The following is a 25153-nucleotide window of genomic DNA, read 5'->3' as shown; positions in this document are numbered from 1 at the left end:
GTTCTATACAAAAAACGCGCTCCGCCAACCGGCAGAGCGCGTTTTTCTTATGCATTTTCCTGTTTCAAGCTTTCAATGATATTGTCATTCTTGATTTTGGCGATCGAGTACAACATCGCCACACCGACAATCAAGAAGATCACGACGATGACAAAGGCGACACTGCCCCAAGGGACCGAAAACCCGTAACTGAAGGTCTGGTTGAGTGCGAAATGCATCGCGAGCATCGCCGCGAAACTGATCGGCAAGCCGTATGCGAGGGCTTTGACGCCGTAGAACAGGCTTTCGTAGCGGATCATTTTATTGAAGCCTTTTGGGGTCATGCCGACTGAGCGCAGCATGGCGAATTCCCGTTTGCGTAATTGGATGCTGGTCGAGATGGTGTTGAAAATGTTCGCGATGGAAATGAGCGAGATCAACGTGATGAATCCATACGTAAACACTTGCATGAGCAAGACGAGTTGTTCTTCTTGCTGGCGCCGTTGGAAGACATTCGAGATGTCGATACCCGCTTCGTTGATTTCCAAAATCTCCGCCTCTGTCTTCATCGGGTCACTCGTCGCAAGTGAGATGACAGGATACGTATCTTCAGCAATGAAGCCGAGTTCATCCAGGGCATCCATCGGGACGATCAAGTCGATACTTCCCGGATATGAGGTGGAGACTCCAGTAGGTACTTGATCCGTCAATGCCGCGATTTCGACATTGGCGAGCACTTCCGGTTCGATTTCCTCGCCCATTTCATTAATGGAGCTGCCGAGAAGTTCTATCGTCTCCCCGACTTCTGCTTTGATGGTTTTCGTTTCGTTGATAGTGCCGGACATGCCGTCTTGGTAGACCACTTCATCAATGAGGATGACACGCGGCGTTTCCTGGCCAAAGCTCGACGCATCCACGCCGACTTGTTCCGCGTATTGTTCGAAGTTTTCATTATCCATGGCATACACGGAGACAAAATACTGAAGTTTGCCATCTTCAAGCATGGCTTCGCCGCGTTCGATCTGCTCGAGCAATACGTCTGGCAACTGGTCTTGGGCGATGAGTGCTTCGCCTCCTCCTTGGCGGATAAAGCTCGCTTCGGTCACTTCAGGGAGACCCGCGTATCGCTCGAGGCTCTCCGCATCCATTTCGCCGCCGTGCAATTGGATATCGTATTGAATATCGCTTTGCGTCATGGCCAGCGAGGTTTTCAAGTTATTGGTGAAATAGGTCACCGACAGGAACAAGACAATTGAAATGACCAGTGAGAACACTGTCGCCAAATAGCGCTTGCGGTTGCGTTTCAAGTTCTTCAAGCCGATTTCCGCTTCCAGGCCGAACAGCTTGCGCACCCATTTCGAAGTTTTCACGGCCTTGCCGGTCAGTTTAATGTCTTGTGTTTGGCGGATGGCATCGATTGCGGAAATCTTCGACGCTTTTTGCGCCGGCACATACGTCGAAATCAAGATCGTCAGTGCTGAGACGCCGACTGCCACGACGAGCATCATCGGGGTGACAACGACTTCCAACTGTTGCTCAACATTGAGCGCACCTTGCAAGAAGGTGTTGATGAATCGGAAGGTCAGCCAAATGCCGCCGAGCCCTGCAACTATGCCGAGCGGGATGCTGATGGCGCCGATGATGGCTCCTTCGAAAAATACCGAGTTGCGTTTCTGGCGTTTCGTCGCGCCGACGCTTGCGAGCATGCCGAGATGACGTGCACGTTCGGAGACGCTGATGGCGAAGGCGTTGTAGATAAGCGCCACCGAGCCGATGACGACAATGCCCATGATGATGCCGACGAGCGAGAACATCGTCGTCCGCAAATTATCGTTTTGCGTGGCGCCGTATAAGCGCAGGAGGTCCGAGTTGAAATCGACCGACGGGATGCCTTGTGCTTTGGCAAACGCTTTGGCGTCATCGAATAAATCATTGTTGATTTTCGAGGCGACAACGTAACCGTCAAAGGTCTCATCCGCTGCGGCAGTGGCCGTATCGGTAAACCCGACGACGCTCACCATTGGCAGCCAGGACACTTCCCAGCCCGGACGTTCGATGATGCCGACGATGTTGAAAGTCTGCTCGGTTACGTCGACCAGTTCTTCGTTGATCGTGTCGCCCAAGCCGAACTGAATGGCGTCGAACTCTGAGAGCTTGCGGTTTTCCAAACTATGCATGCGTTCGCCGATGCCGGCAGTCAAGGTATCGCCGACTTCGTAGGTCTCATCAGAGCTATTGTTCAAAGTTTCCGAGATGACGACTTCAGTGGCATTTTCAGGCAAGCGCCCTTCTGTGAGCGCAAGCGGGAAATGGTCCATGCCTTGTGCTTCGAAATTGCGAAAATAAAGGTAATGTTTCGTGTCGGTCTTGGTGCTATCAAAGTCGGCAAAACCGTCGCTTGTGACGATGAGCTGTTCAGTGTTTTCATCTTGTTCGATGGCTTGAAGCTGCTCGACAGTTGCTTCTTGATACTGCACATGCCATTCGCCGTTTTGTTCGATGTCTCCGCGAATCAACAGATCGAGAAACGACACGCCGAGCGTTGCGACCGCGGTAATCATGGCAACCGAGATGATGGCACCGATAATGGTGACGAGCGAGCGCCGTTTGTTTTCCTTCAAGTGGCGGACGGTGACTTTATTGACGATGTTCATGAGCGGATGACCTCGTCTTTGGCAATTTTGCCGTCTTCAATTGAAATGACGCGGTCGGCTTGCAAAGCGATGCGCTCATCGTGTGTGATGACGATCAAGGTCTGCTTGAAGGTTTTGTTGAACATCTTGAGAAGCTCCATGATCTCCTCGCTGTTTTTGCTATCCAAGTTTCCAGTCGGTTCGTCTGCCAGCATGATTGCCGGATTGCTGACGAGCGCACGGCCGATCGACACGCGCTGCTGCTGGCCGCCGGATAATTGGTTCGGTAAATGGTTGAGGCGTTGGTCGAGCCCGAGCGCCTCGGAGATTTTGCGGAATTGGTGTTTGTCGACGCGTTGTTCATCGAGCAGCATCGGCAAGGTGATGTTTTCCTCGACCGTCAAGATCGGGATCAAGTTGTAGAACTGGTAGATCAAGCCGATTTGCCGGCGGCGGAAAATGGCGAGTTGCGTTTCGTCGAGCTTGTAGATGTCCGTGCCGTCGATCGACACGTTGCCGCTGGTCGGGCGGTCGACGCCGCCGAGCAGGTGGAGCAAAGTCGATTTGCCGGATCCAGATGGCCCGATGATGCAGATGAACTCGCCTTTGTTGACGCTAAACGACACATCGTCGAGTGCTTTGACCGCCATTTCATCCTTGCCGTATACTTTTGATAAGTTTTTCACTTCCATGATTGTCATGAGTGTACCCTCCGTTTGGTTACTGTCTATTAATTAAGTTGGATTTTCACCACATTCGCAAAACCGCTCCGCTTTCCTGCGGGCGAGCGCCAAGCCGCTTCGTCGCTGCGCTGAAAACCACCTGCTCAACTCTCACTTTGTTCGAGCTTCGCAAACGAATGTGTTCAGCGTTGCTTCGCACATTCGCTTGCAGGGTCTCGGCTGTCTCGCTATCCCGCGGGAGTCTCCGCAGTTTTGCTTCATTCTTTATCGACTTAAAAAGAAAAACACTACAACTCACCAAAACTTAATGAGATAGTCTATCAGGATTTCAACCCTTTATCGTCTTACATAACTTTAGTATAGAGAGGGTTAATGACTGCCCGGTGACTTTTAGGTGACAATCCAGTCACTTAAGGAAAATTAGGTAAAGGTCTCTTCTAGCTCACTTGAAGTGGAAGGCAATTTCCAGATTTTGATTTCGTGTTACACTTTCCTTATCAATACTCCTATTCGGCTCAATTTGTTTGCATACGTTTGAAGTGAAACAAATCACCAAACTAGAGGAGGGTAAAACGTGGATGTCTTATTGTGGATCATGATCGGTTTCATCCTCATCGGATTGCTTGTATTCCTTTCGTTGAAAAAACGAATGGAGACGAAACTCGCGCATGTTAAAGCAAACCCGGACAGCGAGGCAGCTTTAAGAGATACCAAGCACATGATTTGGTGGGTATGGGGCGTGACGGCTTGGAGCGTTGTCAGCATCGCACTGGTCGTCTGGTGGTTTAACCGTACCTCGGGATAACCGTTGATGTTAATTAAAAAGCTGAACAGAAATTCCGTCGGGGCGGAGTTTCTGTTTTTTTTAATTCCAAAGAAAAAAAGCAGGCGCTAGATCACCTGCTTGTAGAATTTGATATGGAAGCGGGTGCCATCACCCGGCGTGCTTGCGACTTCGATGTCGCCGCTTTGGCTGGTGATGATGCTATAGGCCATGGCGAGGCCGATGCCGACCGAGTCGTCGCCGGCGTTTTCACCTTTATAGAAGCGCTTGAAGATATAGGGCAAATCTTTTTTCGAGATGCCGCTGCCATTGTCTTCGATCCGGATATCGGTGTAGAGCGCGTTTTCGCCGTAGCGGATCGTGAGCTTGCCGCCTTCCCCGGTATGTTCCACGCAGTTCTTCAAAATATTGATGAGTGCTTCGGTCGTCCAGTTGAGGTCGCCGGTAAACGTTGCGTCCGGATCGCCTTCGACCTGCAAATCCTGCATTTTGATGTCCATCGGGATGAGCAGCGGTTCGACCGCTTTTTCAATCAGTGTGGACACCGGGATGCGGTCTTGTTTGAAATGAATCGTGCCGGCGTCGATCTTCGACAATTTGAGTAATGACGCCACGAGCCAGTCCATACGCTCAAGCTGCGTGTGGAGATTGCGGATGAACTCGCTGCGTTTTGCGTCATCCAATTCGCTATCGCGAAGTAAATCCGCCATGACCATCATCGACGTGAGCGGCGTTTTTAATTGGTGGGAAATGTCCGAAATGGCGTTCGTCAGCTTGCCTTTGTCTTCACTGAGCAGCGCGCCGTGTTCCGACAGCATTTTCGTCACTTTGTAAATTTGCGTTTTTAATAGACTCAGCTCGCCTTCGCGGTTGTCGCGCACATCGAGCTGAAAATCGCCACTGCTGATTTGCTGGAGGAAACCGGACAAGCGCTCGATTTCTCTATAGCGCCACCAAGTGAAAATGATGGCCGTTGCACTCAGCAATAACGCGACGCCGAGCACGAACCACGCGGCTGAATAAGAAACGAAAATGGCAGAGAGGATCGTGCCAAGTGCGCTGATTGTGATGAGTGCAACCAGCAGCCAGCGGATTTCATTATTGCGCAGCATCCTACTCACCTGCCTTATAGCCCATGCCGCGGACCGTTTTGATGAGTGCGGGGTGCGCCGGGTCGTCTTCCAGTTTTTCGCGCAGCCGTTTAATGTAAACCGTCAGCGTATTGTCGTTGACGAAATCGCCGCCGACATCCCAGATGCGGTCGAGCAATTGCGCACGCGTCAGCACTTGGCCGAGATGGTTCGCGAAAATGAGCAGCAAGCGGTATTCAAGCGCGGTGAGGAGAACTTCATTGCCCGCTTTATGGACTTTGCCGTCCGATGTGTTGATGTGCACGTCACCCAGTTCGACGACTGTTTTCGGCTGCGCATTGCGCTGGTAGCGGCGCAGCACGGAATTGATGCGCGACAACAGTTCACGGACGCGGAACGGCTTGGTGATGTAATCGTCCGCGCCCATATCGAGCCCCATGACGACATTCACTTCATCGTCAAACGCCGTCAGGAAAATGACCGGGATGTCGCGTTTCTTTTTGACGAGCGCGCATAAGTCATAGCCGCTGCCGTCGGGCAAGGACAGGTCGAAAAGGCATAAGTCGATTGCGGAGAGCTGCTCTTCAATCGCTGCAGTGGCGTCTTTTGCGCTATGGCGCAACACCGTGGTGAAACCTTCTTGTTCGAGAGAATATGTCAGGCCGGAAGCGATCGTCCGGTCGTCTTCGACTACGAGTATGTTCATCTGTATTCCCCTATCCATTTTGAAATAAAAAAAGCCGGTACCGGTAGATTTGTTATCATCTACGATACAGGCTTTCATTCCAAGTGACTAGCTATTGGTTGGAAATAGTGGAAAATCTTAAGAATTGCCTTTTGGCTTTTTCGCTTTTTTATCGGCGTTTTCAGAGCTGTAGATAATGCCGAGCGCCATGAACGCGATACCGAGCGCAGGCGACATATCGCCCGTGAAACTTAAAATCAAAAAGATGAACCCGAGCATGAGAAAGACGTGCCCTGTCGATTTCATCGTCTCCACCCTTTCTTGGTTTGCCGTGTTTTCCATTGTAATGAATTATACGGCTAGCCCTTGAAAAAGTTTCGGTTTCCCAAGAGGTCGGACGTCTATTGTATATCTTCTTGCATAAAATTCCGCAATGTAGTAAGCTGTTCAAAGTGAATAACCCCCATAATCTATCTGTATAACCTTAAGAATACGGCTTAAGGGTCTCTACCAGGAACCGAAAAATCCTGATTACAGAAAGCGATCTTTTCGTTTTCTGTAATCAGGATTTTTTTATTTTCTGAAAAGAATCAGTTGACTGTATGGAATTTTTTAATGAGAAAGGAAGCGTATGTTATGAATTTGAAAGTTTATATTTTAGCTTTGGCCACAGTGGCTGTCGGCCTTGTCGAACTGATTGTCGGCGGCATCTTGCCGACCATCGCCGAAGAGTTCGATGTGTCGTTGAGCGCTGCTGGCCAATTGATTACCTTATTCGCCTTGATTTACGCGGTCGCAGGTCCGGTGTTGCTCATTGCGACCAGCCGTTTCGAGCGCAAGAAAGTGTATTTGATTTCCATGTTCATCTTTTTCCTCGGAAATATCATGACGTTCTTCAGCCCAGACTTTACGTGGATGGTCGTTGCGCGCGTCATTACCGCAGCGAGTACGGCGCTCATTGTCGTCTTGTCTCTCACGATTGCCGCGAAAATCGTTGAGCCGCCTTACCGTGCGAAAGCGATCGGCTTGATCTTTATGGGGATCAGCTCATCGCTCGTGCTCGGCGTTCCGCTTGGTATTTTGATCGCTGATGCATTCGGCTGGCGCGTTATTTTCCTTGCGATCGCAGCCCTTTCGCTCGGTTCGATGGCGTTGATCGCGCTTTACATTCAACCGATTCCTGGAGGCACGGCGATTCCGCTTAAGCAGCAATTAAAAGCGGTCGCAAGTGCGAAAATCGGCACGGCCCACCTCGCGACGCTGTTCATGCTCGCTGGGCATTACACCGTTTATGCGTACTTCACGCCATTTTTGGAAACGACGATGCAGCTCAGCCCGTTCTGGGTCAGCGCTTGTTATTTGATCTTCGGCATCGCGGCAGTGAGCGGCGGCGCAATCGGCGGCACCTTGTCCGACTCGATCGGTTCAAAGAAAAGCATTTTGATCGTCATCTCGGCGTTTGCTGTCAGCTTGTTCGTTCTTCCATTCACGACTTTCTCGCTCGTCATCTTCTTGCCGGTAATGGTCATTTGGGCGGCGCTCAGCTGGGCACTTGCCCCGCCGCAGCAAAGCTATTTGATCGAAACCGACCCGGCTACATCCGACATCCAGCAGAGCTTCAATAACTCGGCACTGCAAGTCGGCATCGCACTCGGCTCCGCAGTCGGCGGCCTCACTTTGACGCAGACTGGCTCAGTCACCAGCACTGCTTGGGTCGGCGCGGTTATCGTACTCGTTGCGCTTGGCTGTGCGGTGTTCTCCATTACGCGCCCGAAAATTGAACGCAATGCGCAAGCGCAGAAAAGCCCGAACTATAGCCAAAACCTCGAACAACATTAAAATGAATTAACACTAGATGAAAGCCCGCCGGGAAATCAAACGATTTCCCGGCGGACTTTTTATTTCCATCAGTTCTTCTGTTCAACAAAATAATGTTCCGTCGCATATTTAAAAGACTCCATCAAAAACTTCCGCGCTCTCTGGCTGATGTCCGCTTTCGGATGGATAATGTCAAAGCCATGATAAGCGCCTTTGAAGAGCTTAAAGTCGAATGGCACCCCTGCTTCCCTTAAACGATCAACCAATTGGATGGTTTCGTCATGGAAGGGCTCGATGTCCCCGACGAATGTGACAGCCGGCGGCAAATTGCTGAAATCTTTGGCTCGGGCAGGCGCTGCATACACCGGCACTTCTTTTCCATACAACTCGCCGAGATAGGCTTTCCACGCCCAGCGGTTCATGTCGGAATTCCACACGTAAGCGTTATTGTCGCGGGCCGATTCCGTCTCCATCCGGTCGTCAATCATTGGGTACAGCGGCATTTGAAAAGCGAGCTGAACTTCTCCTTGGTCTCTCGCGTATAAACTGAGCGCGACGGTCAAGCCGCCACCTGCGCTTTCCCCGCCGACCATCAATTGGTCGTCCCGGATGCCCAGCTCTTTGGCATGCTCTTTCATCCACTTCAGCGCATCGTAGCAATCATCCAGCGCTGCGGGGTACGGTGCATCGATCGATAAACGGTAATCCGGTGCGACGATGACGCATCCGCTGGTATCGATGAGTTGTTTGTACATGGCTCCGCTCATCTCCGGCGTCCCTTGCGCGTATCCGCCCCCGTGAATCCATAATACCCCGGGCAGCCGGCGGTCGTGCTGCATCGGTTTATAAATGCGCAAGCGAATGGACGAACCGTTGCGTCGCGGAATCCTCACTTCGCTGCAATCAAGCCCGTCGACATCTTTTCCTTCATAGGTCTTGGCCATCTGTTTTTTGGATTTCTGCATCGCTTTGAGAAACTTGTCTTCACTGGATTTCGTAACGAGCCAGTCCAGCAACTTTCCCCGCACACGCAATTGTTTATCGACCATGTCGCGTGTCACTTTCAAACGGCTTCCCCCTGTTCATGAAAATTACTTTTTATATCCAGGATTTTCATTCGCGCAATCCCGCATCTTTCATAATCCACACATACGGCCTTTCCGGCAATGCTTCTTCCAACTCGAGTATCAATTCCAATAGCTCCCGGCTGAATGACTCGTACTCATCAGGCGGTGAGACCACTTTCAACAATTTGATCAGTGACGCCGTCGTCCCACGAGTGACATAGCCTTTTTCCTGATGCAGTTGCGCTTCGAGTTTCTCCAGTTCAAGTGGTGACCTTAACCGGAACGAATACAGCACTTCTTCATGCGCTGCCTTGTTGCGAAACGGGAACGCGATCGACAGGATCTCGTCGAGTTCCGCTGCACTCAGAGTGATGCCGTGTTCGCCTGCGTCATCTGTGAAACCCTGCGCGATGCGCGTGCGCAAGTCCTGGTCGATGACCGTATAAAAGTTCGTGATCTGGCCGAGTGACAGGAAATTAACGAGCACCCATAGCGGCAAGTTCTTGTGCTTTTCGTAAAACTCGCGGAGCTCCGGATAGCGCACACGGTGGCGCTTTCTGTGGCTTTCGATCAAATTATTGAGCGTTGCCGTGATACGGTCGCGCTCATGGAAATGGATGTCGTCCGGGCTGTAGTTCTGGTTGTCGAGAAAGCTGTCGACTTCCGGGTAGCGTTCGGAAAACCGGTACGCGAGCTTGGATTTGATGCTGCGCTCAAACTTCAGTAATTCCCCGAGCACCAGCAAACGCAGCTTACGGTCGAATTGATACAGCGCGAGGATATGACCGAACGTCGTCCCAGCTTCGTACAGTTCTTCACCGTACGGGTTTTTTGTTTCATCGCGCTCTAGGAACGGTTCCTTGTAGCCGTCGATGAGCGCGTAGTAATTGTCGCGCGACAGCACGCGTCTTGCGGCCGCTTCGTCTTCTACAATGAGTCCACGGCTTTTCAAGATCGCGAGCTGTTCGTCATGCGTGGCAAAGCTTTTCATGTCTACCTCTCCCTGTTTAGTCATCGCTGAACAATTCGCTGGCAATGGACGCCGCATCTTCCTTATCTTCCATCATGACCGCCGCGGATAAATTGCCGACTTTCGGGTCGTATCCGGCGAACCAGCCCATGTCACCGTCATCGGTCTTGATGACAGCTGTCTTGCCGGCAAGGTCGTAACCGTCTTCTTCACCGGCTTTAACAAATGCCGCGCGGACTAATTCGGCTTGCTCTGGGCTGAGGAGCTCTTGCTTCAAGTTCTCTTCCTCTGCGTCTCCTAAAAGAATCGGTTTTTTCATTTCGCCATCAGCTAAAAAGGTGCCGTACATGGCTGCAGCATGGAGGATGTTGACGCGCACTTGGCTCTGTCCGGAGGCGGAACTCGCGAGTTGTCCTTCCGATCCGAACGTGCCGCTTTCCGAAATTTGCGAAGCCGCGAGCGGCACCGGATAATCGAACGCCTGGCCGAAGCCGAATTCATTCAAGCCTGTTAAGAAACTATCGTCTTGCATATTGGTCGCTTGGATCGCAAAGTAGATGCTATCGGAATGGACGAGCGCTTTTTCCAAGTCGATTGGATTTTTAACACCCGGGTTCGGCCGGGTGATGCGGAAATCGTTCCAAGACGGGTATTTCTGCCACGTCTCTCCGTCAATTTCGATGCCTTCCGCCGGATCCAGCGTTCCTTCTTTCATGGCAACGGCCGCCGTGATTGGCTGCATCGCATAAGACGGTGGATAAGTCGCAGCTGCCCGGTTGAAGAACGGCTGGCCGGCATCATCCGTGAGTTCACGGAAACGGCTTTCCTTAATTCCTGGAATGAAATCATTCGGGTCGTAAGCTGGCGAACTGACCAAGACATGCGTCTCACCTGTGTACGGATCGACCGCAGCAGCAGTGCCCGGTTCCCCGCCCATTTCCTGATAGACTTCCTGCTGCAAATCGGCGTCAATCGTGAGTGTAATCGTTTTGCCGGCTGCCGAGGAGTTATCGACGGCGGTGATCGTTTCGTTTTGGCTGGTCTTTTCAATCAAGATCTTGCCGCCGCGTTTCCCGCGCAGCTCCGTTTCGAAAATCTCTTCCAAGCCTTCACGTCCGACGATATCCCCTTGGCCATAGCCTTGCCCGCTGCGCTCTTCCAGCTGTTCAGCGGTAATCGGCGCGATGTAGCCGGTCAAGTGCGCCATCGATTTGCCGTACGGGTAATGGCGCATCGTCACTTTCGTGCGCTTGGTGCCAGGAATCGCAAACAAACGGTTCAATTTCTCGCGGTCCGGCCCGACAGTTCCGAGCGGCACGTAATGATGCGGCTCGACCCACGGCTTTTCGAGTTCTGCGTCAATGTCTTCGACGGACAAATCCAAAAGCCCGGCGAGCCGCTCCGTGTAATCGTCACGGTCGAAATTCCCCGGCACGACGCCGATTTCGTAAGCATCCGTATTGCCGGCGATGACGCTGCCATTGCGGTCGACGATTTCGCCCCGCTCGGTATCGCTGATTTGCACGGATACATTATCGTCTTTAGATAGATTCGGCAAAATGAAAGACGGATCCCATTCCGCAAACCATTCACCGTCTTCGTTTTCTTCCGTCTCCTCGTAAACAAAGCTCAGCGTCTTGTCGAATTCGATCTCGCCGATGACGCTGTCCATTGAAATCGCCAAAGGAATGTCCGCCGGCTCGTTTTTCAGCCACGGCTCTTCGCCCAATTGCCAGTCAATCTCACGCTCCGACAGCGACAATTGCTCTTCAAGTTCCAATTGCCACTCAATGAACGTCTCTTCGCCGAATGCTTCCTTGGCCCGCTCCGTCAAAAATTCTTCGTACAGCGTTTCATATTCGCCCGCTTGCCACAGATCCATGAATTCTTCTGCGCGCGGTTCCGGTGATGCGACTGTCTCCGGTTCCGTCTCTTCCGGCACTGGCACTTCCGCTTCCTCGTCTGAACACGCCGCAAGCGTAAGCACCGTGCCGATCCCGATCATCCACAGCTTCCTTTTCCCCATTGCTACCCCTCCGTCTCCTTAGCCCTTTTTACCATCTTACCCTGAAACCGCTTGCTTCAATACGGTAATTTTTGGATAAGGGGTTTGAAAACTAGAAATCGAGGCCTTCTTTGTTCAACAACAGCCGGTATAAATATTCTTTATACACTCTTACAAAGACAATTCAAGGTATGGAGCAAAATTGCGAAGACTCCCGCGGGAAAGCGAGATAGCCGAGAACCCGCAAGGCGCGAAGCGACTGAGGAGGCTTGGCGCTCGCCCGCAGGAAACGAATAGACGAAGTATTGCTTCGTCTGTTCGTTTGCGATGCTCGAGTGTAACGAGAGTTGAGCAAAGCTTTTCGTAGTATTTTTGCGGAATACTAACATTTAAAACGAAGAATCTCATTCATAATGAAACAAACCGCCTCATCTTCCGTATAATTAAGGAAGAAAAGGAGGCCATTTATGTTCGCTGAAATGAAATCGCGTTATTTGATTCTCTTCACTATCCTCGGCGTCATCGCGACCTTGATCATTTTTATGCTGATCGGTGCGGATCCCGTGACGACCGAAATCGCGGTGCAGATTGCCTTTTATATTGTTGTCCCGTACTTTTTCTTTCATTATTATTGGAGCAAGAACCCCGATTGGTCGTTCAGTGAAGTCTTGACTACCAAGGGCATCAAGCCATGGCTTCCTGGCATACTCGGCATGGTGCTCGTGTCTATTGCGTTTTCGCTGGCGATGTTCTGGCTGCAGCTCGCGATTCTTTATCCGGCGTTTCCATGGCTTGCCGAATTATTGCTCGCGCCAATCGAAACGCCGGGTGGTGTCGGATATGAATATTTCATGTTGCTGACGCTGGTGATTCTCGCGCCGATTGTTGAGGAATTCGTCTTCCGCGGTGTGTTCTTGACACGCTTCGCGGCGAAAACTTCAATGTGGGGCGGCATCTTGATTTCGAGTTTATTGTTCGGCGTATTGCATCTCGATTTTGTCGGCGCGTTCTTGTTCGGCATCATCGCGTCCCTATTGTATTTGCGCACCGGCAATTTATTGCTGCCGATCCTGTTCCATATGCTTAATAATGCGCTGGCGGCGTTATCGATTTATGTGCCGATCGACGAGTTTTTCGCAATCGATTGGTTTATCGTAACGACGGCTGCCGACATTGAAGCGAAAGCGGTCGCCAATATTATCATCATGGCTATCAGTACGCTGCTCACCGCTTGGATCATCTACCGGCTCGCCAAAGGCTTGAAGGACAAAGCGCATAATCACAATCTCGCTGAACCTTTGCCAGAAAGCGACGTGCAGTAAAGAAAATTGTCGATGATCTGTCACGCCCAGTTCATATAGCGTTTATATTCGTGCGGTATGATACAGTCATACGAACTCAGGGATGTTCCAGCGGCCCAGTTTGCCGCGGCGCCCTAAAGCTATAGGAGGATTTTCATGAACAACACAGCTACACCGCGCAACAATTCTTTAGAGAAAAAATGGAGTCTACGCTTGATCCAGTTTTCGGCCATCTTCGGATTTATCGGGACGTATCTCGGATCGCATATGGCGGGACAGATGGATTATGCGCTGCGCCCGATTCACGCACATATTTTGCTCGTCGGCTGGCTATCGGTTTTTGCCTGGGGCGTGTTCTACCGCTTGTATACGGTCAAGTACAAAAAGCTCGTCACCATCCACGGCTTTTTCGCGATGATCGGTGCAGTCGGGCTAACCGCCGGCATGTGGTTCTATAACTTGAATCCGTTCAATATGAACGATACTTTCGTCTTGATTTTCTTCATCGCAGGCGGCACAATTTTGCTGCTCGCGTTCTTATTGTTTGCGGTCATCACGTTCTTGACGGAAAAAGACTGATAAAACCGCCCGGGTTCATCCGGGCGGTTTTTCATTTCCCCCTATTCCATGAAATACCGTATAATGGAAGCATCGTGAGACGGAAGGGGAAATTACGGATGACCCTGCAAAACTTAATCCAAAAACGCATGCTCGTATTGATTGGCCTGGTGCTCGCCGCAGCGTTGATCATCGCGCTCGTGTGGAGTTCGGATACAGTCGATACGGCACAACAGGCAGTGCGCGATGGCGACGATGACCTCGTCTTGACGCCGGTCTACGAATTAAACGGCCGCGCCTTGTTTTTCTACATCCGCGGCGATGATAATTTCGGGGCGGCGACTGCCACAGAATCCTGGTTCGGCTGGCGTCTCGAACAGAAAACCGAGGGCACCATCCCTTTAATGGATGACCCTAACCGGATCAATAATTACGTAAGTCACGAAGATGGCTTTGTCTACGGATTATTTGATCCTGCTGACGGACGCCACGTCCAGATTGGCGAAATGCCGTCCGATCACTTGCTGCTGGGCGAGCGCTTCCCGGCCGAATTAATAGAAGAAACCGGCCTTGCCGGAAAAGCCGTCTGGTTTATCGAAAATGCGCCAGAAGAACGCCCGATCCCGCTCCAATTGCTCGATGCAGACGGGCAGGAATTGCAGCGGTTGGAAATGTATTAATTTAAAATAGCCTCCACCGTGCAGCTCTCTCATGCACGGCGAAGGCTATTTTTGTGTGTTGCATAATTTCAAGGAAACTTTTACAGACTTGATTCGTATTTCCATTGAGCATCAGCTACTATTTTGCAGCGGGAGGAACAGCTTTTGACAATTAAATCAGATGACCCAATTAAATACCCCACTCAACGCACAAGTGGAGTTTGGCTTCTCTATATCGGAATGATTATTATCGCTGCGGCACTTGCCGGCGGGCCATTGCTCGTCCAGCCTGTGTTGCTTGGGGCCGGTTACGCGATCGGCTTCGTGTTGATCTTGGCATTGCCATTTGTGAACCGCAAACTGGCATACGGCAAAAACTCCAAGTTCCAAGATCGCTTTGAAAACATCGCGATTTTTCTAAATATCGCCTTATGCACAGCATGCGGACTTATCGTCGGCTTTTCGGACCTGAGGGTATTTTGGCTGAGCCTGTTTATCGCCGTCGGAATCCATTTCGTCCTCTTTTATTTCTCTCAAGGCAGTTGGATGGTAGTGCTCGCCATTTTAACAATCGGCAATGGCGTTCTTGGCTTGCTGCTTGTGGATGTCCCTTTTCTTGTGTTCGCGATAATCGATGGCGGCTTGAAAATGGCCATCGGAATAAAGCTGCTTTTGCAAAAGCATCCTTCATTTAAAGCCACTAAACAGATTTCCGCCTAATATTCAAGATTCTCGGGAAGCTGAAATTTATGCTTAGTGTTTTTCTTTTGTCCTCTCAGCTTCCGCTTTCCCGATCGAAAACCCGTCAAATAAGCGGCCACCATAAGGCTCCAGCACGCTTTCGACGAATTCAATAATATGCGCCGTTTCATCGGTCCGGTAAAAATGTTCGAATGCCTCGACAAACCGGACGGCCAATTCATGATCATGCGCTTCAAGTGAACGGATGACCCATTTGGACGAGCCGATCCATTTTTGCTCTGTGCGCAAAATGAATTCACTCACCAAATCTGAAAGCGTATTGACGCAAAACAGCCGTTCTTTCCGGTCGTCACTGCCCCGCAAATCGTCCAGCACATCGGTGATGAAATAGCGTTTTGTGCGGATCGTATCCGAGCTCCACGCTTCCGGCCCTGCTTCGAGCAAGGCTTTCGCTTCTTGCTGGATGCTTTCCATGATGCCTGAATCTTTCAAGATGATGCCTTCACTGACCATGCGCGGCATGCTCGGCTTCGCGGCTTTCCGGTCTTTTTCAAAAAAGTCCTTATATGAACTTAAATTATAAACAAATACTTCGATCGGCCAGCCATAAAAAATCATGGATTCTCGATATGAACTCATTAGCGTTTCATCGAATACGACAATGTCCAGATCCGACGTCGGCGTCTCTTGCCCGCGCACAACACTCCCTGCCAGCAGCGCACCGCGGCAATGGCGGAAATTCGTTTCGACAAATACTTTGGCTGTGTGAATCGGTTCCCAACGCTGTCTCATTACTTTCCCCCACACTCTCTTTCTGTCAATCTTTCCCTAGCATACCCTACCTGGTGCACCAGTGCGCATAAAAATACAGACATTCTATTGAATGCCTGCAAGTGGGTTAATTATTCAAGTCAGCCAGTGCGTTTTTGAGCGCCGGATAGCGGAAGCGGAAGCCTTCGCGCACGAGCCGCTCCGGTACGACCCAACGGCTTTTTAAGAGCAATTCGGTTTCGGTCCGAAGTGCGGCTGCCCCTGTTTCCAGCATCCATTTCGATGCCGGAAGACCGGCCCGGCGGTTCATCGATAGCCGCAGTTCGCTCATCCATTGTTTATTCGTCACGGGTTTCGGTGCAGAAGCGTTAAAGACGCCTGACAGTTCGTCGCGGTGCTGCATGAAGCGAACGGTGCGGTACAGGTCTTCAATATGGATCCAGCTGAACATCTGCCGGCCATTGCCTTGCTTGCCGCCGAGCCCATATTTCACAAGTTTGCGGTACGGCTCCATGACGCCGCCGTCTCCGAGGACAATCGCGATGCGCAATGCCACTTGCCGTGTATTTGGCAATTGGAATGAAAAGAAGCTATCTTCCCAAGATTTTGCGACCTTTACGGAAAACCCGCGCCCGATCTCTCCTCTGTCTTCAGTCATCGGGCGGTCTTGTGCATGGCGGTAAATCGTCGCCGTACTGGCGTTGACCCATAGTTCAGGGGCGGTGCCGCACGCTTCGATCGCCCGTCCAAGCGCTTCGGTTGTCTCGGTGCGGGAGTTGAAAATCTCACGTTTATTCGCTTCCGTATAGCGGCAATTGACGGACTTTCCTGCCAGGTTGATCACCAACTTTGCCTCGTCCAGCGCATCTTTCATGCTATTTGTGTCGTCCCATTGAATATGCTCCGGTTGACGTGAAATGATATAAACGCGATAGCCGAGCCGCTCGTATTTTTCTTTTAAATACGTTCCGATAAATCCTGTACCGCCTGCGATGACTACTTTCTTGACCATATTTTTACCTCTTTTCGCCGTAATTCTATCATGTTTGACGACAGGCCTATAATAATAGTTGCAGTTTTTTAGGAAATCCCTTCCCAAGCTATAAGGTCTGTTGAAACTGTTGCTTTTGTTCCGCTTCGGTTACACTTGTTTTTATGCGTTTCCTTAAATGAAGAAAGTTGGTGGATGAATTGAAGAAAAAGAGAGGCTTAACATTTAAAGTCATTAGTGCTTTGATCTTAGGTGCGATCACAGGACTGCTTTTAAATCTTTTTGCGCCGGAAGTTTTCGCAATACTCAATCCTTACGTCTTCGTGCCAGTTGGGCAGATTTTCCTCGCCCTCATCAGCATGCTTGTCGTACCGCTTGTGTTCTTATCAATCGTCCTCGGCACCGCAGGGCTCGGCGATCCGGCGAAGCTCGGACGCATCGGCATCAAGACGATTTCGTATTTCCTGGTGACGACGACCATCGCGATAGTGATTGGTCTCGGCTTGGCAACGATCGTCCAGCCGGGTGCATCAGGTGATTTCGATATCGACGCGGCGACATACAGCCCGGAAGATGCTCCATCGATCGCTGACACACTCCTCAACATCATTCCGAAAAATCCGCTTGAAGCCATGACCGAAGGCAATATGCTGCAGATCATCGTCTTCGCCGTCTTTGTCGGACTTGCCCTTACCGCACTTGGCGATAAGACAAAAGGCATTTTGAGTCTCGTCGAGCAAGGCAATGACGTGATGATGTACCTCGTCGGAATCGTCATGCGTTTTGCTCCGTACGGCACATTCGGACTGATCGCCACAGCGATCGGTTCGCAAGGCCTCGCCGCCATTCAGGCCATGGGCTCGTATATGCTCGTCGTCATCGGCGCGCTATTGATTCACGCAGCCTTTACCTACGGAGGCACAGTCTATTTCCTGGCGAAGAAAAGCCCGATCTGGTTCTTCAAAACCTTTATGCCAGCTATGACGGTCGCTTTCAGTACTTCGAGCAGCACAGGCACGCTTCCGGTTTCGATGGAAGTGGCGCAGCGTGACTTGAAGATTCCGAAGTCGATCAGTTCATTTGTCCAGCCGCTCGGCGCGACAATCAATATGGACGGTACGGCGATCATGCAAGGGGCAGCGACGATGTTCATCGCGCAAGCCTTCATGGTCGACTTGACGCTCGGCCAATTATTGACGGTCGTCTTGACGGCAGTGCTTGCAAGTATCGGGACCGCCGGAGTTCCAGGCGTCGGCTTGATCATGCTCGCGATGGTCTTATCCAGCGTCGGGCTTCCGGTAGAAGGCATCGGCCTCGTACTCGGAATCGACCGCTTGCTCGATATGTCCCGCACAGCAATCAATATCTCCGGTGACGCGGCTTGCGCATTGATGGTCGCAGAATCCGAGAAAAAGCACGGCTTGGAAACAGAAGAAGCCTTGAACCCACAAGAAGCATAATAAAAGTAAGCCTCCCGGCGATGTCGGGAGGCTTTTTCTTTGGAGTTAAGATAGATTATTAGACTCTGCAACACTATGCAGGCATGTGAAATGAAGTGATAGGAAAAGCTTCCGCTTTTCGACTGCGTTGCAGGGGGCTGCTTGCCGTGGGGCGGGTGTTGAGCCAACGTGCCAAAGAGCGCGGCACGTTTGTCTCGCCAGCCCGCGCGGTCCCACAGGCGTCTGCCCCCTTCCACTCCGTCTCTAGCTTTAGAGATGAAGAAAATTTCTTCTGTCCACTCGATAGAAAGTGTGAAATCGCCTTACATTCTGTAGTTCAAGTCATCTTTGGTATATAGAGGATACTTAGTTATGGTCCGTCACCAAAATTCTTATCTCAAGCACCAACGTACCGGTCGCTAAATCCCGGGAAGCGATTCCCCCACTAGCCGGCAACTGATTACAGAAGCACAACAATTTAAACAGCCTACATTCAATGAAATCTCTCAGCTGCCGAGCGTCAAGGGTGAAGCGAAGCAGTAAGACAAGTGTCCTTCTTGGCTTACTGCGGGAGCTCAACCCAAAGCAAGGCAGCGACTACCAATAGCATGCACAATTAGCACATCGTAATTTCTTCACACCCAAACCCTAGCTACCTTCATCTACACACCACCCAAGAAGCATAAAACCACTCTTCTTAAATCGCTGTCCAGCCACCGTCGACTTTGATCGTCTCGCCGGTTACGAAATTCGACAGGGTCGATGCCAAATACAACACCGCGCCGGATGTGTCTTTCGGTTGCGACAGGCCGTCGAGCAGGATTCGGCGATTGACATCTTCTTTAAACGCTGCGTCCTCAAATTGCTTCTCGGTAAATTCCGTTTCGACGAATGTTGGGGCAACAGCATTTACGCGGATTCCGTGCTGTGCCCATTCAACCGCAAGCGCTTTGGTCATCTGCACCATGCCGCCTTTGCTTGAGCAATACGCGGCGCGCTTGATATAACCGACGAAGGCCATTTGCGACGCAATGTTGATGATGCGGCCGCTGTTTTGTGCAAGCATGTATTTCGCTGCCGCCTGGCTCGCGAAAAAGGCGGATTTCAAGTTCAAGTCGAGCACCGTATCCCAATCTGCTTCCGTTACGTCCATCGCCGGTTTCGCGATATTGACGCCGGCGTTGTTGACGAGGACATCAATTGTGCCGAACTGAGTGGCGGCAGTGTCGATCAACTTTCTCACTTCACTAATATCGCTCAAATCTCCGGCAACCGCGATGCAGTTTGGGTTATGGGCGCGCAGTTCTTCGAGCGTGGCATCGAGCGTTTCTTGATTTCTACCGGAAATCGCAACGTTTGCGCCGAGTTCGGCGAACGTCAGCGCAATGTCTTTTCCGAGGCCTTTGCTGCCGCCGGTGACGACGACCGTCTGTCCTTTCAGTTCCGAGAAATAGCTATTCATCTTAGCCCTCCTGTTCCAAATCGTTTTTCAAAAACTGGATCAAGGTCTGTTCGCGTTTGCGGTTGATCCCCTCAGACACTTCCGGCTCCCAGTTGTAGAAGCCTTCGCCTGTTTTATCCCCGAGCTTTTGCTGTTCGACCAACTCCGACAAAACCTTTCCGGAGCGCTGATCGTCCGATAATTCTTCGAATAAATAATTCGAAATGGCCGAGAATACGTCGAGACCGCCCATGTCCGCTGTCATCAACGGACCCGTCACCGGAAGCCGCCGCCCGATGCTGTATGTAACCGCTGCATCAATATCTTCCTTGCTGGCAGCACCCGCATCGAGCAGCGCTTGCGCTTCACGAAACAGCGCGTATTGCAGGCGGTTGCCGATGAATCCCGGCAGTTCCTTGTTCAACAAGATCGGCTTTTTATTCATCGACTTCAATAAAGCCATCGTGCGTTCTGTCGTCTCCGCTTGGGTCCGTTCCCCGTTGACGACTTCGACAAGTGGGATCAAATGTCCTGGATTCCAGAAATGGGCGACGATAAAGCGTTCGGGATGCGCCATCTCTTCAGCCAGCAGTGAAGGCTTGAAGCCGGACGTATTGCTTGCGATGATGACTGATTGGTCGACTAAGCTTTCTAATTGCTTGTACAAGTCCCGTTTCAATTGCAGATTTTCAGGGACGACTTCCAGAATGAATGTTGCATTCTGTACAGCTTCTTTGAGAGATGTCGTAAAACGGATTCTCTCGCGGATTTCCTGCGCTTCATTTTCATCAAACAAGCCATTGTCTGCCATGACGGCCAGTTTCTGCGCCAAGCCTTTGTCCGCATTCGCCACGTCTTGTTCGTTGATGCCGTAGACAGTCGGCGTCTGACCGGACCAGGCGGCGGACAGAGCGATCGAATGCCCCATCGTTCCGGCACCGAGTATTGTCAATTTCTCCATATGAATGCACCTCTTTTTAGAATGGATGATACAAGGAAACCCAACAGCTTCCGGTTGGGACAGCTGTTGGGCACGTAAATCTTATAGACCGATCGAGAACAAAATCACAGCGAGTACTGCACCGAGCAGCGGCACGACAACAGACAATGCGCCGAATGCCGGATAGGCGTCGCGGTGGGTTTCCCCTGCGATCGAGCGGATCGTCGTGACAACATAGCCGCCTTGTGGCAAGGAATCCAGCGAACCGGATGAAATCGAAACGGTCCGGTGCAAAGCTTCCGGATCGACGCCCATGTCCAAATAATGAGGCGCGAGCAAAGGAAGCGCAATCGCCTGGCCGCCGGAAGACGATCCGGTGAGACCCGCGATGACCGCAACGGCTAGCGCCCCGCCGATCAATGGGCTGCCCGGGATGCCGGTCATGACATCAACAGCTGCTTCAAAAGATGGCGTCGCTTTGACGACTCCCCCGAAACCGACGACTGCTGCGGTGTTGGCGATCGCAATGACTGCCCCCATCGCGCCGTCGCCGAGCGCTTTGCTCAAGTTGCGGATGAATTTGATGTTGATCAGGCAAGTCGAGATGATCCCGCCCGTCAAGGCGATGATCAACGCAGAAGTGCCGAGCGAATCATGGAAAATATACGAGAAGCCAAGGACAATCAGGAGCGGAAGCATGCTAAGGAGCGGATTCGGCAACTCCTTGCGCGTTTCGTTGTTCGGGTCGGTCGGGCGCGACTCGAACTCTTCACCTTTTGATTTCGCTTTATTGATCATTTTCGTCAGCCACCAATAACCGAAGACCATCATGAAGACCGCGACGATTGCACTGACTTCCCAGCCGGCGTATGGAGAAGTGCCGAGGAATTCAATCGGGATCCAGTTTTGGATTTCTGGAGATCCGGCAGACGTCATCGTGAATGTCGTCGAGCCAAAAGCGAGTGCCGCTGGAATAAAGCGTCGTGGCAAATTCGCTTGTTTAAAGAGACTGAGTGCCATCGGATATACCGAGAAGGCAACGACGAACAAGCTGACGCCGCCGTAAGTAAGGACGGCACAGGCGAGAACGACCGCAAGCGCTGCGCGTTTCATGCCCATTTTGCCGACGATCCAACGCGATACGCTGTCGGCAGCGCCCGTGTCTTCCATCACTTTCCCGAAGATGGCCCCGGTCAGAAACATCAAATACCAAGACGCGATAAAGCCGGTGAAGCCATCCATGTAATTCGTCAAATAATTGGCCGCCCCTTCTCCCGCGAGCTGCGGGAATAAAGGCAATCCGTTCAATACTGCCACGAACAATGCCGTCAGTGGCGCTGCAATCAGCAAGTTCATGCCGCGCATCGTCAGGACAATGAGTAAAATTAATCCACCAAACATGCCTATTAAACCGAGCATTTACATTTCCTCCCCTACCACCTAAATGAAATTAATTTTTGCCGTATCTTCTGACGCGGAGGAGTGCCTGCTCGGCATGCCCTGCGAAATTCTCAAGTTGGCATAAGCGCGCGGCATATTCCCCAATATAGGCGCTCGCTTCCGGTGTCGTCACTTTCTGGTAGGTGACGGTCTTGATGAACTTCCCGACCCATAGCCCGCCGGTGTAGCGTGCTGCGCCTTTTGTCGGCAAGGTATGGTTCGTGCCGATGACTTTGTCGCCGTATGCCACGTTCGTTTCTGGCCCGAGGAACAAGCAGCCGTAATTGGTCATGTGCTCGAGGAAATAGTCCGGGTCTTCCGTCAGGATCTCGACGTGCTCAAATGCCAAACGGTCCGCTTCGATGCGTGCTTCTTCGATCGAATCGACAAGCAAGATTTGTCCGTAATCATCCCAAGACACGCGCGCGACGTCTGCTGTCGGCAAGGTTTCCAATTGGCGTTCAATTTCTTTGACGGTTTCATTCGCTAGTTCTTCGGAAGTCGTGATCAATGCGCCTGGTGAAGTCGGTCCGTGCTCGCCTTGTCCGAGAATGTCCGTTGCGACCATTTCAGCATCTGCCGTGTGATCGGCAACGACTAAAGTTTCCGTCGGCCCTGCGAACAAGTCGATGCCGACGCGGCCGTAAAGCTGGCGCTTCGCTTCCGCAACAAACGCGTTGCCTGGCCCGACGATCATATCGACCGCTTCGATCGTTTCCGTGCCGATCGCCATCGCGCCCATTGCCTGAATGCCGCCAAGCAGGTAAATTTCATCCGCTCCGGCAAGGGACATCGCTGCGATAGTCGCATGCGGAATCTCGCCGTTAATTGGTGGTGTACACGCGATGACGCGTTTGACGCCTGCCACTTTCGCGGTCAAGACGCTCATATGAGCGGAAGCGACCATTGGATAGCGTCCTCCTGGAATGTAGCAGCCGACGCTGTTGACCGGGATGTTTTTATGTCCCAAGATCACGCCTGGAATTTGTTCCACTTCCACATCATTCAAGGAATCGAGCTGCGCTTCGGCGAACGCTTTGATGTTCTTCTGTGCGAATTTAATGTCTTCGATGACGCTGCCCGGAACTTTGGAAACGATTTCATTTATTTCCGCATCAGACAAACGGAACGATTCAGGCGCCCATTTATCAAATTTCTCGGACAGTTCACGAACCGCCGCATCCCCGCGCGTTTCCACATCTTTTAAAGCCTCTGCAACGATCTGTGAAACTTTCGAATCGTTTGCGCTCACTTCTTCTGCTGATTTACCTGCTTTCAATACTTTGACCATTATGAAAACCTCCATCTTCTTTTTCTTGCATACGTATTCAAAATACAATAAAACACTTACTTGAATACGTATGCAAATATGTTGTTAAGAACAAGAATATTTTAATTATTGCAGAAAGTCAACCACTGTTTACGTGGTCTTCCTTTCCACAAAGCTTCCTTCGACCTCGACAGCCTGCGCCTGGCCTGTGTATTCACTGATTTCCCCCAACAAATAATTGACCGTTTCATCGACCATCTTTTCGATCGGCTGCTCCCACGTCGTCAGTTCATATGCAGGCCAAGACGCCATTTCGATATTATCGAACCCGATCACTTTTACCTGTTCCGGAATTTTTATGCCCTGCTTACGGAAAGCGTCCATAACACCTAGTGCCATGATGTCGTTCGCCGCAAAAACGGCAGACGGGACCGCTCCGTCCGACAGGATTTTCTGAGCAGTTTCGTAGCCTCCGTTATAGCTGAAATCCGAACTGTATTTTTTGTATGCGATGCCTCGCTGTGCCAACACTTCCGCAAATCCCTGTTCACGTTCGCGGCTTGTCGAGGTGTCTTCATTTCCGGAAATATACACCATCGGCCCCGTCCCGCTTTCCGCTAAGTATTCCGCGATTTCCCGGCTGGCGTTCGAGTTATTGCAGCACACTGAGTGGAAGTGGCTGCTCGTCAATTTGCGGTTGAAGAAGACCAGCGGGATGTGGTTCACCTGGAATGCTTCTGCAACGTTCATCGACATGGACGCATCGGTAATGATGACGCCTGCCACGTTGTAATTGAGCAAAGTCTCGATGTCTTCGCTTTGGATTTCGTCATTATTGGTATGGACGAACAACACGCTATAGCCGTGCTTTTTGAATGACGTGGTGAATTGCTTGAGGACTTGCGGATAGAAGGGGTTCTGGACGCCTTTCATGACCAGCCCGATGATTTTCGAACTATTGGTGATCAGGCTTCTGGCGTATTCATTCGGCCGGTAACCGAGCTCTTCAGCTGCGGCCAGCACTTTTTGGCGGGTTTTTTCAGTAACTTTCGCTCCATCGAAAAACACTCTGGACACAGAAGACTGCGATACTCCTGCGAGCTTTGCGACATCCTTGGCATTGACAGTCGATTTCATATACGTTCATCCTTTTCCGTTGATCTGCTTGGCTTTCAGATTACACCATCCCTAGCGATTTTGCATCTGTTTGCTGGGAAATGAATATGCGGGGAATGAAAAGAAGTGAGAGGAGAAGCTTCCGCTTTTCGACTGCGTTTCACGGGCACGGCTTCCGGAGAGCTCGTCTCGGGAAGCGATTTCCCCAATCGATAAAATATCACATCATCTTCATTTCACAAACAAATCGCTTCATTCCACAAACAAACCGCTTAGTTCCACAAACAAACCTCTCCATTCCACAAATAATCGCTTCATTTCACAAAAAAACCTCTTTATTCCACAAACAAATCGCTCCATTCCACAAAAAAACCGCACCCGATTGTGGATGCAGCTTCGCTATTCTTGCTTCAAACTTTTCCTGAACACATCCCAGCTGCCGTCTTGCCGTTTGGCGAGGAGCACGTCGGGGTCTTCGTTGCTTCTGTAGATTTCAGCGCCTTCAGCGAGAAAGTTGGAAGATAAATCAGCGCTCGGCATGACTTCTGGTGCTGTCGACTGGGTGACGGCGCCAAGCCGTGTCGACTCGCTGTATTCGCTGCCTTCCAGTTCGCCTTCCCACAAATACTCTTCGCCTTCAACGATTAAAATGCCGGCATAGGACCCGGTCTCTTCGCCGTTGCTGAAAGTCTGTTCGCTGCACGCCCCGATCAACAGCAGAGCGGCGATCAAGGCCATCGCTTTCCAAAACCGATTCATTCACATGCCCCTCCTTTCGTCTCGTTTATTCGACGTTTGATGAGCGCCTCT

General features: G+C 51.2%; 23 protein-coding genes and 1 riboswitch. Of the genes, 7 read left to right on the top strand and 16 right to left on the bottom strand.

All coding sequences use genetic code 11. The annotated features are described in order from the left end of the window. Positions 1-47: 47 nt before the first annotated feature. Entirely contained in the window at positions 48-2633 is a 2586-nt protein-coding gene (locus M1Q06_RS03440) for an ABC transporter permease (RefSeq protein WP_434401585.1), read from the bottom strand. After that, complete coding sequence (locus M1Q06_RS03435) at positions 2630-3313, bottom strand: ABC transporter ATP-binding protein (protein WP_434401583.1); 684 nt, start codon at positions 3311-3313, stop codon at positions 2630-2632. The genes M1Q06_RS03440 and M1Q06_RS03435 overlap by 4 nt, the downstream gene beginning before the upstream one ends. A gap of 556 nt (positions 3314-3869) precedes the next feature. Between M1Q06_RS03435 and M1Q06_RS03430 the strand changes: the two genes are divergently transcribed. Next, a complete protein-coding gene (locus M1Q06_RS03430) occupies positions 3870-4100 on the top strand; it encodes a hypothetical protein (protein WP_434401581.1) in 231 nt (76 codons plus the stop codon). 86 nt (positions 4101-4186) lie between these two features. On the opposite strand, the gene M1Q06_RS03425 is transcribed toward M1Q06_RS03430, so the two are convergent. The 3 genes from M1Q06_RS03425 to M1Q06_RS03415 form a co-directional block, all read right to left on the bottom strand. Further along, complete coding sequence (locus tag M1Q06_RS03425; protein WP_434401579.1) at positions 4187-5191, bottom strand: sensor histidine kinase; 1005 nt, start codon at positions 5189-5191, stop codon at positions 4187-4189. 1 nt (position 5192) lies between these two features. Then, positions 5193-5876: a response regulator transcription factor gene (locus tag M1Q06_RS03420; RefSeq protein ID WP_434401577.1), complete on the bottom strand. Its 684-nt coding sequence runs from the start codon at positions 5874-5876 to the stop codon at positions 5193-5195. Positions 5877-5993: 117 nt separating this feature from the next. After that, on the bottom strand, positions 5994-6161 hold the full coding sequence (locus M1Q06_RS03415; protein ID WP_404467093.1) for a hypothetical protein: 168 nt from the start codon (positions 6159-6161) through the stop codon (positions 5994-5996). Positions 6162-6309: 148 nt separating this feature from the next. Next, positions 6310-6409, top strand: a riboswitch (purine riboswitch). A gap of 82 nt (positions 6410-6491) precedes the next feature. Here M1Q06_RS03415 and M1Q06_RS03410 point away from each other — a divergent pair. Then, a complete protein-coding gene (locus M1Q06_RS03410; RefSeq protein WP_434401574.1) occupies positions 6492-7694 on the top strand; it encodes an MFS transporter in 1203 nt (400 codons plus the stop codon). A 68-nt stretch (positions 7695-7762) separates the two neighbouring features. Here the strand turns inward: M1Q06_RS03410 and M1Q06_RS03405 are convergent, their stop codons facing one another. Genes M1Q06_RS03405 through M1Q06_RS03395 form a run of 3 tightly spaced genes read right to left on the bottom strand, consistent with a single transcriptional unit; the run spans position 7763 to position 11736 of the window. Then, complete coding sequence (locus M1Q06_RS03405) at positions 7763-8734, bottom strand: alpha/beta hydrolase (protein WP_434402807.1); 972 nt, start codon at positions 8732-8734, stop codon at positions 7763-7765. A 52-nt stretch (positions 8735-8786) separates the two neighbouring features. Next, positions 8787-9731 (bottom strand): Abi family protein, encoded by a 945-nt coding sequence (locus M1Q06_RS03400; RefSeq protein ID WP_434401573.1) that lies wholly within the window; start codon positions 9729-9731, stop codon positions 8787-8789. Between the two features lie 16 nt (positions 9732-9747). Then, positions 9748-11736 (bottom strand): penicillin-binding transpeptidase domain-containing protein, encoded by a 1989-nt coding sequence (locus M1Q06_RS03395; protein ID WP_434401571.1) that lies wholly within the window; start codon positions 11734-11736, stop codon positions 9748-9750. A 446-nt stretch (positions 11737-12182) separates the two neighbouring features. On the opposite strand from M1Q06_RS03395, the gene M1Q06_RS03390 reads away from it, so the two are divergent. The 4 genes from M1Q06_RS03390 to M1Q06_RS03375 all read left to right on the top strand — a co-directional run bounded on the left by M1Q06_RS03390 (position 12183) and on the right by M1Q06_RS03375 (position 14953). Continuing rightward, entirely contained in the window at positions 12183-13037 is an 855-nt protein-coding gene (locus M1Q06_RS03390; protein ID WP_434401569.1) for a lysostaphin resistance A-like protein, read from the top strand. 135 nt (positions 13038-13172) lie between these two features. Continuing rightward, positions 13173-13595 carry a hypothetical protein gene (locus M1Q06_RS03385; protein ID WP_121300359.1) on the top strand — a complete coding sequence of 141 codons (423 nt, stop codon included), beginning with the start codon at positions 13173-13175 and terminating at the stop codon, positions 13593-13595. A gap of 98 nt (positions 13596-13693) precedes the next feature. Continuing rightward, the gene (locus tag M1Q06_RS03380) at positions 13694-14254 is read left to right on the top strand and encodes a hypothetical protein (protein ID WP_434401567.1); all 561 of its coding nucleotides are present in this window, start codon (positions 13694-13696) and stop codon (positions 14252-14254) included. A 144-nt stretch (positions 14255-14398) separates the two neighbouring features. Then, positions 14399-14953 (top strand): DUF6609 family protein, encoded by a 555-nt coding sequence (locus tag M1Q06_RS03375; protein ID WP_101805318.1) that lies wholly within the window; start codon positions 14399-14401, stop codon positions 14951-14953. A gap of 33 nt (positions 14954-14986) precedes the next feature. Here M1Q06_RS03375 and M1Q06_RS03370 read toward each other — a convergent pair whose 3' ends face one another. Further along, the gene (locus M1Q06_RS03370) at positions 14987-15727 is read right to left on the bottom strand and encodes a nucleotidyltransferase domain-containing protein (RefSeq protein WP_434401565.1); all 741 of its coding nucleotides are present in this window, start codon (positions 15725-15727) and stop codon (positions 14987-14989) included. A gap of 106 nt (positions 15728-15833) precedes the next feature. Beyond that, positions 15834-16718 carry a TIGR01777 family oxidoreductase gene (locus M1Q06_RS03365; protein ID WP_434401563.1) on the bottom strand — a complete coding sequence of 295 codons (885 nt, stop codon included), beginning with the start codon at positions 16716-16718 and terminating at the stop codon, positions 15834-15836. 170 nt (positions 16719-16888) lie between these two features. On the opposite strand from M1Q06_RS03365, the gene M1Q06_RS03360 reads away from it, so the two are divergent. Continuing rightward, positions 16889-18157: a dicarboxylate/amino acid:cation symporter gene (locus M1Q06_RS03360; protein WP_434401561.1), complete on the top strand. Its 1269-nt coding sequence runs from the start codon at positions 16889-16891 to the stop codon at positions 18155-18157. Between the two features lie 676 nt (positions 18158-18833). Here the strand turns inward: M1Q06_RS03360 and M1Q06_RS03355 are convergent. From M1Q06_RS03355 to M1Q06_RS03330, 6 genes are all read right to left on the bottom strand, one after another. Beyond that, complete coding sequence (locus tag M1Q06_RS03355) at positions 18834-19598, bottom strand: SDR family NAD(P)-dependent oxidoreductase (protein WP_434401559.1); 765 nt, start codon at positions 19596-19598, stop codon at positions 18834-18836. 1 nt (position 19599) lies between these two features. Beyond that, positions 19600-20538, bottom strand: a complete 939-nt coding sequence (locus M1Q06_RS03350) for a 3-hydroxyacyl-CoA dehydrogenase family protein (RefSeq protein WP_434401557.1) — start codon at positions 20536-20538, stop codon at positions 19600-19602. Positions 20539-20619: 81 nt separating this feature from the next. Continuing rightward, the gene (locus M1Q06_RS03345; protein ID WP_434401555.1) at positions 20620-21936 is read right to left on the bottom strand and encodes a GntP family permease; all 1317 of its coding nucleotides are present in this window, start codon (positions 21934-21936) and stop codon (positions 20620-20622) included. A gap of 31 nt (positions 21937-21967) precedes the next feature. Further along, on the bottom strand, positions 21968-23248 hold the full coding sequence (hisD, locus tag M1Q06_RS03340; RefSeq protein ID WP_434401553.1) for a histidinol dehydrogenase: 1281 nt from the start codon (positions 23246-23248) through the stop codon (positions 21968-21970). Between the two features lie 129 nt (positions 23249-23377). After that, positions 23378-24364, bottom strand: coding sequence for a LacI family DNA-binding transcriptional regulator (locus M1Q06_RS03335; protein ID WP_434401551.1), 987 nt, complete (start codon positions 24362-24364; stop codon positions 23378-23380). 378 nt (positions 24365-24742) lie between these two features. Beyond that, complete coding sequence (locus tag M1Q06_RS03330) at positions 24743-25102, bottom strand: hypothetical protein (protein WP_434401549.1); 360 nt, start codon at positions 25100-25102, stop codon at positions 24743-24745. Positions 25103-25153: the final 51 nt, after the last annotated feature.

The organism is Planococcus sp. 11815 (assembly GCF_051096385.1).
Classification (GTDB): Bacteria; Bacillota; Bacilli; order Bacillales_A; family Planococcaceae; genus Planococcus; species Planococcus citreus.
The sequence above is the reverse complement of the archived record's forward strand: the minus strand, read 5'-3'. Positions and strand labels throughout refer to the sequence as shown.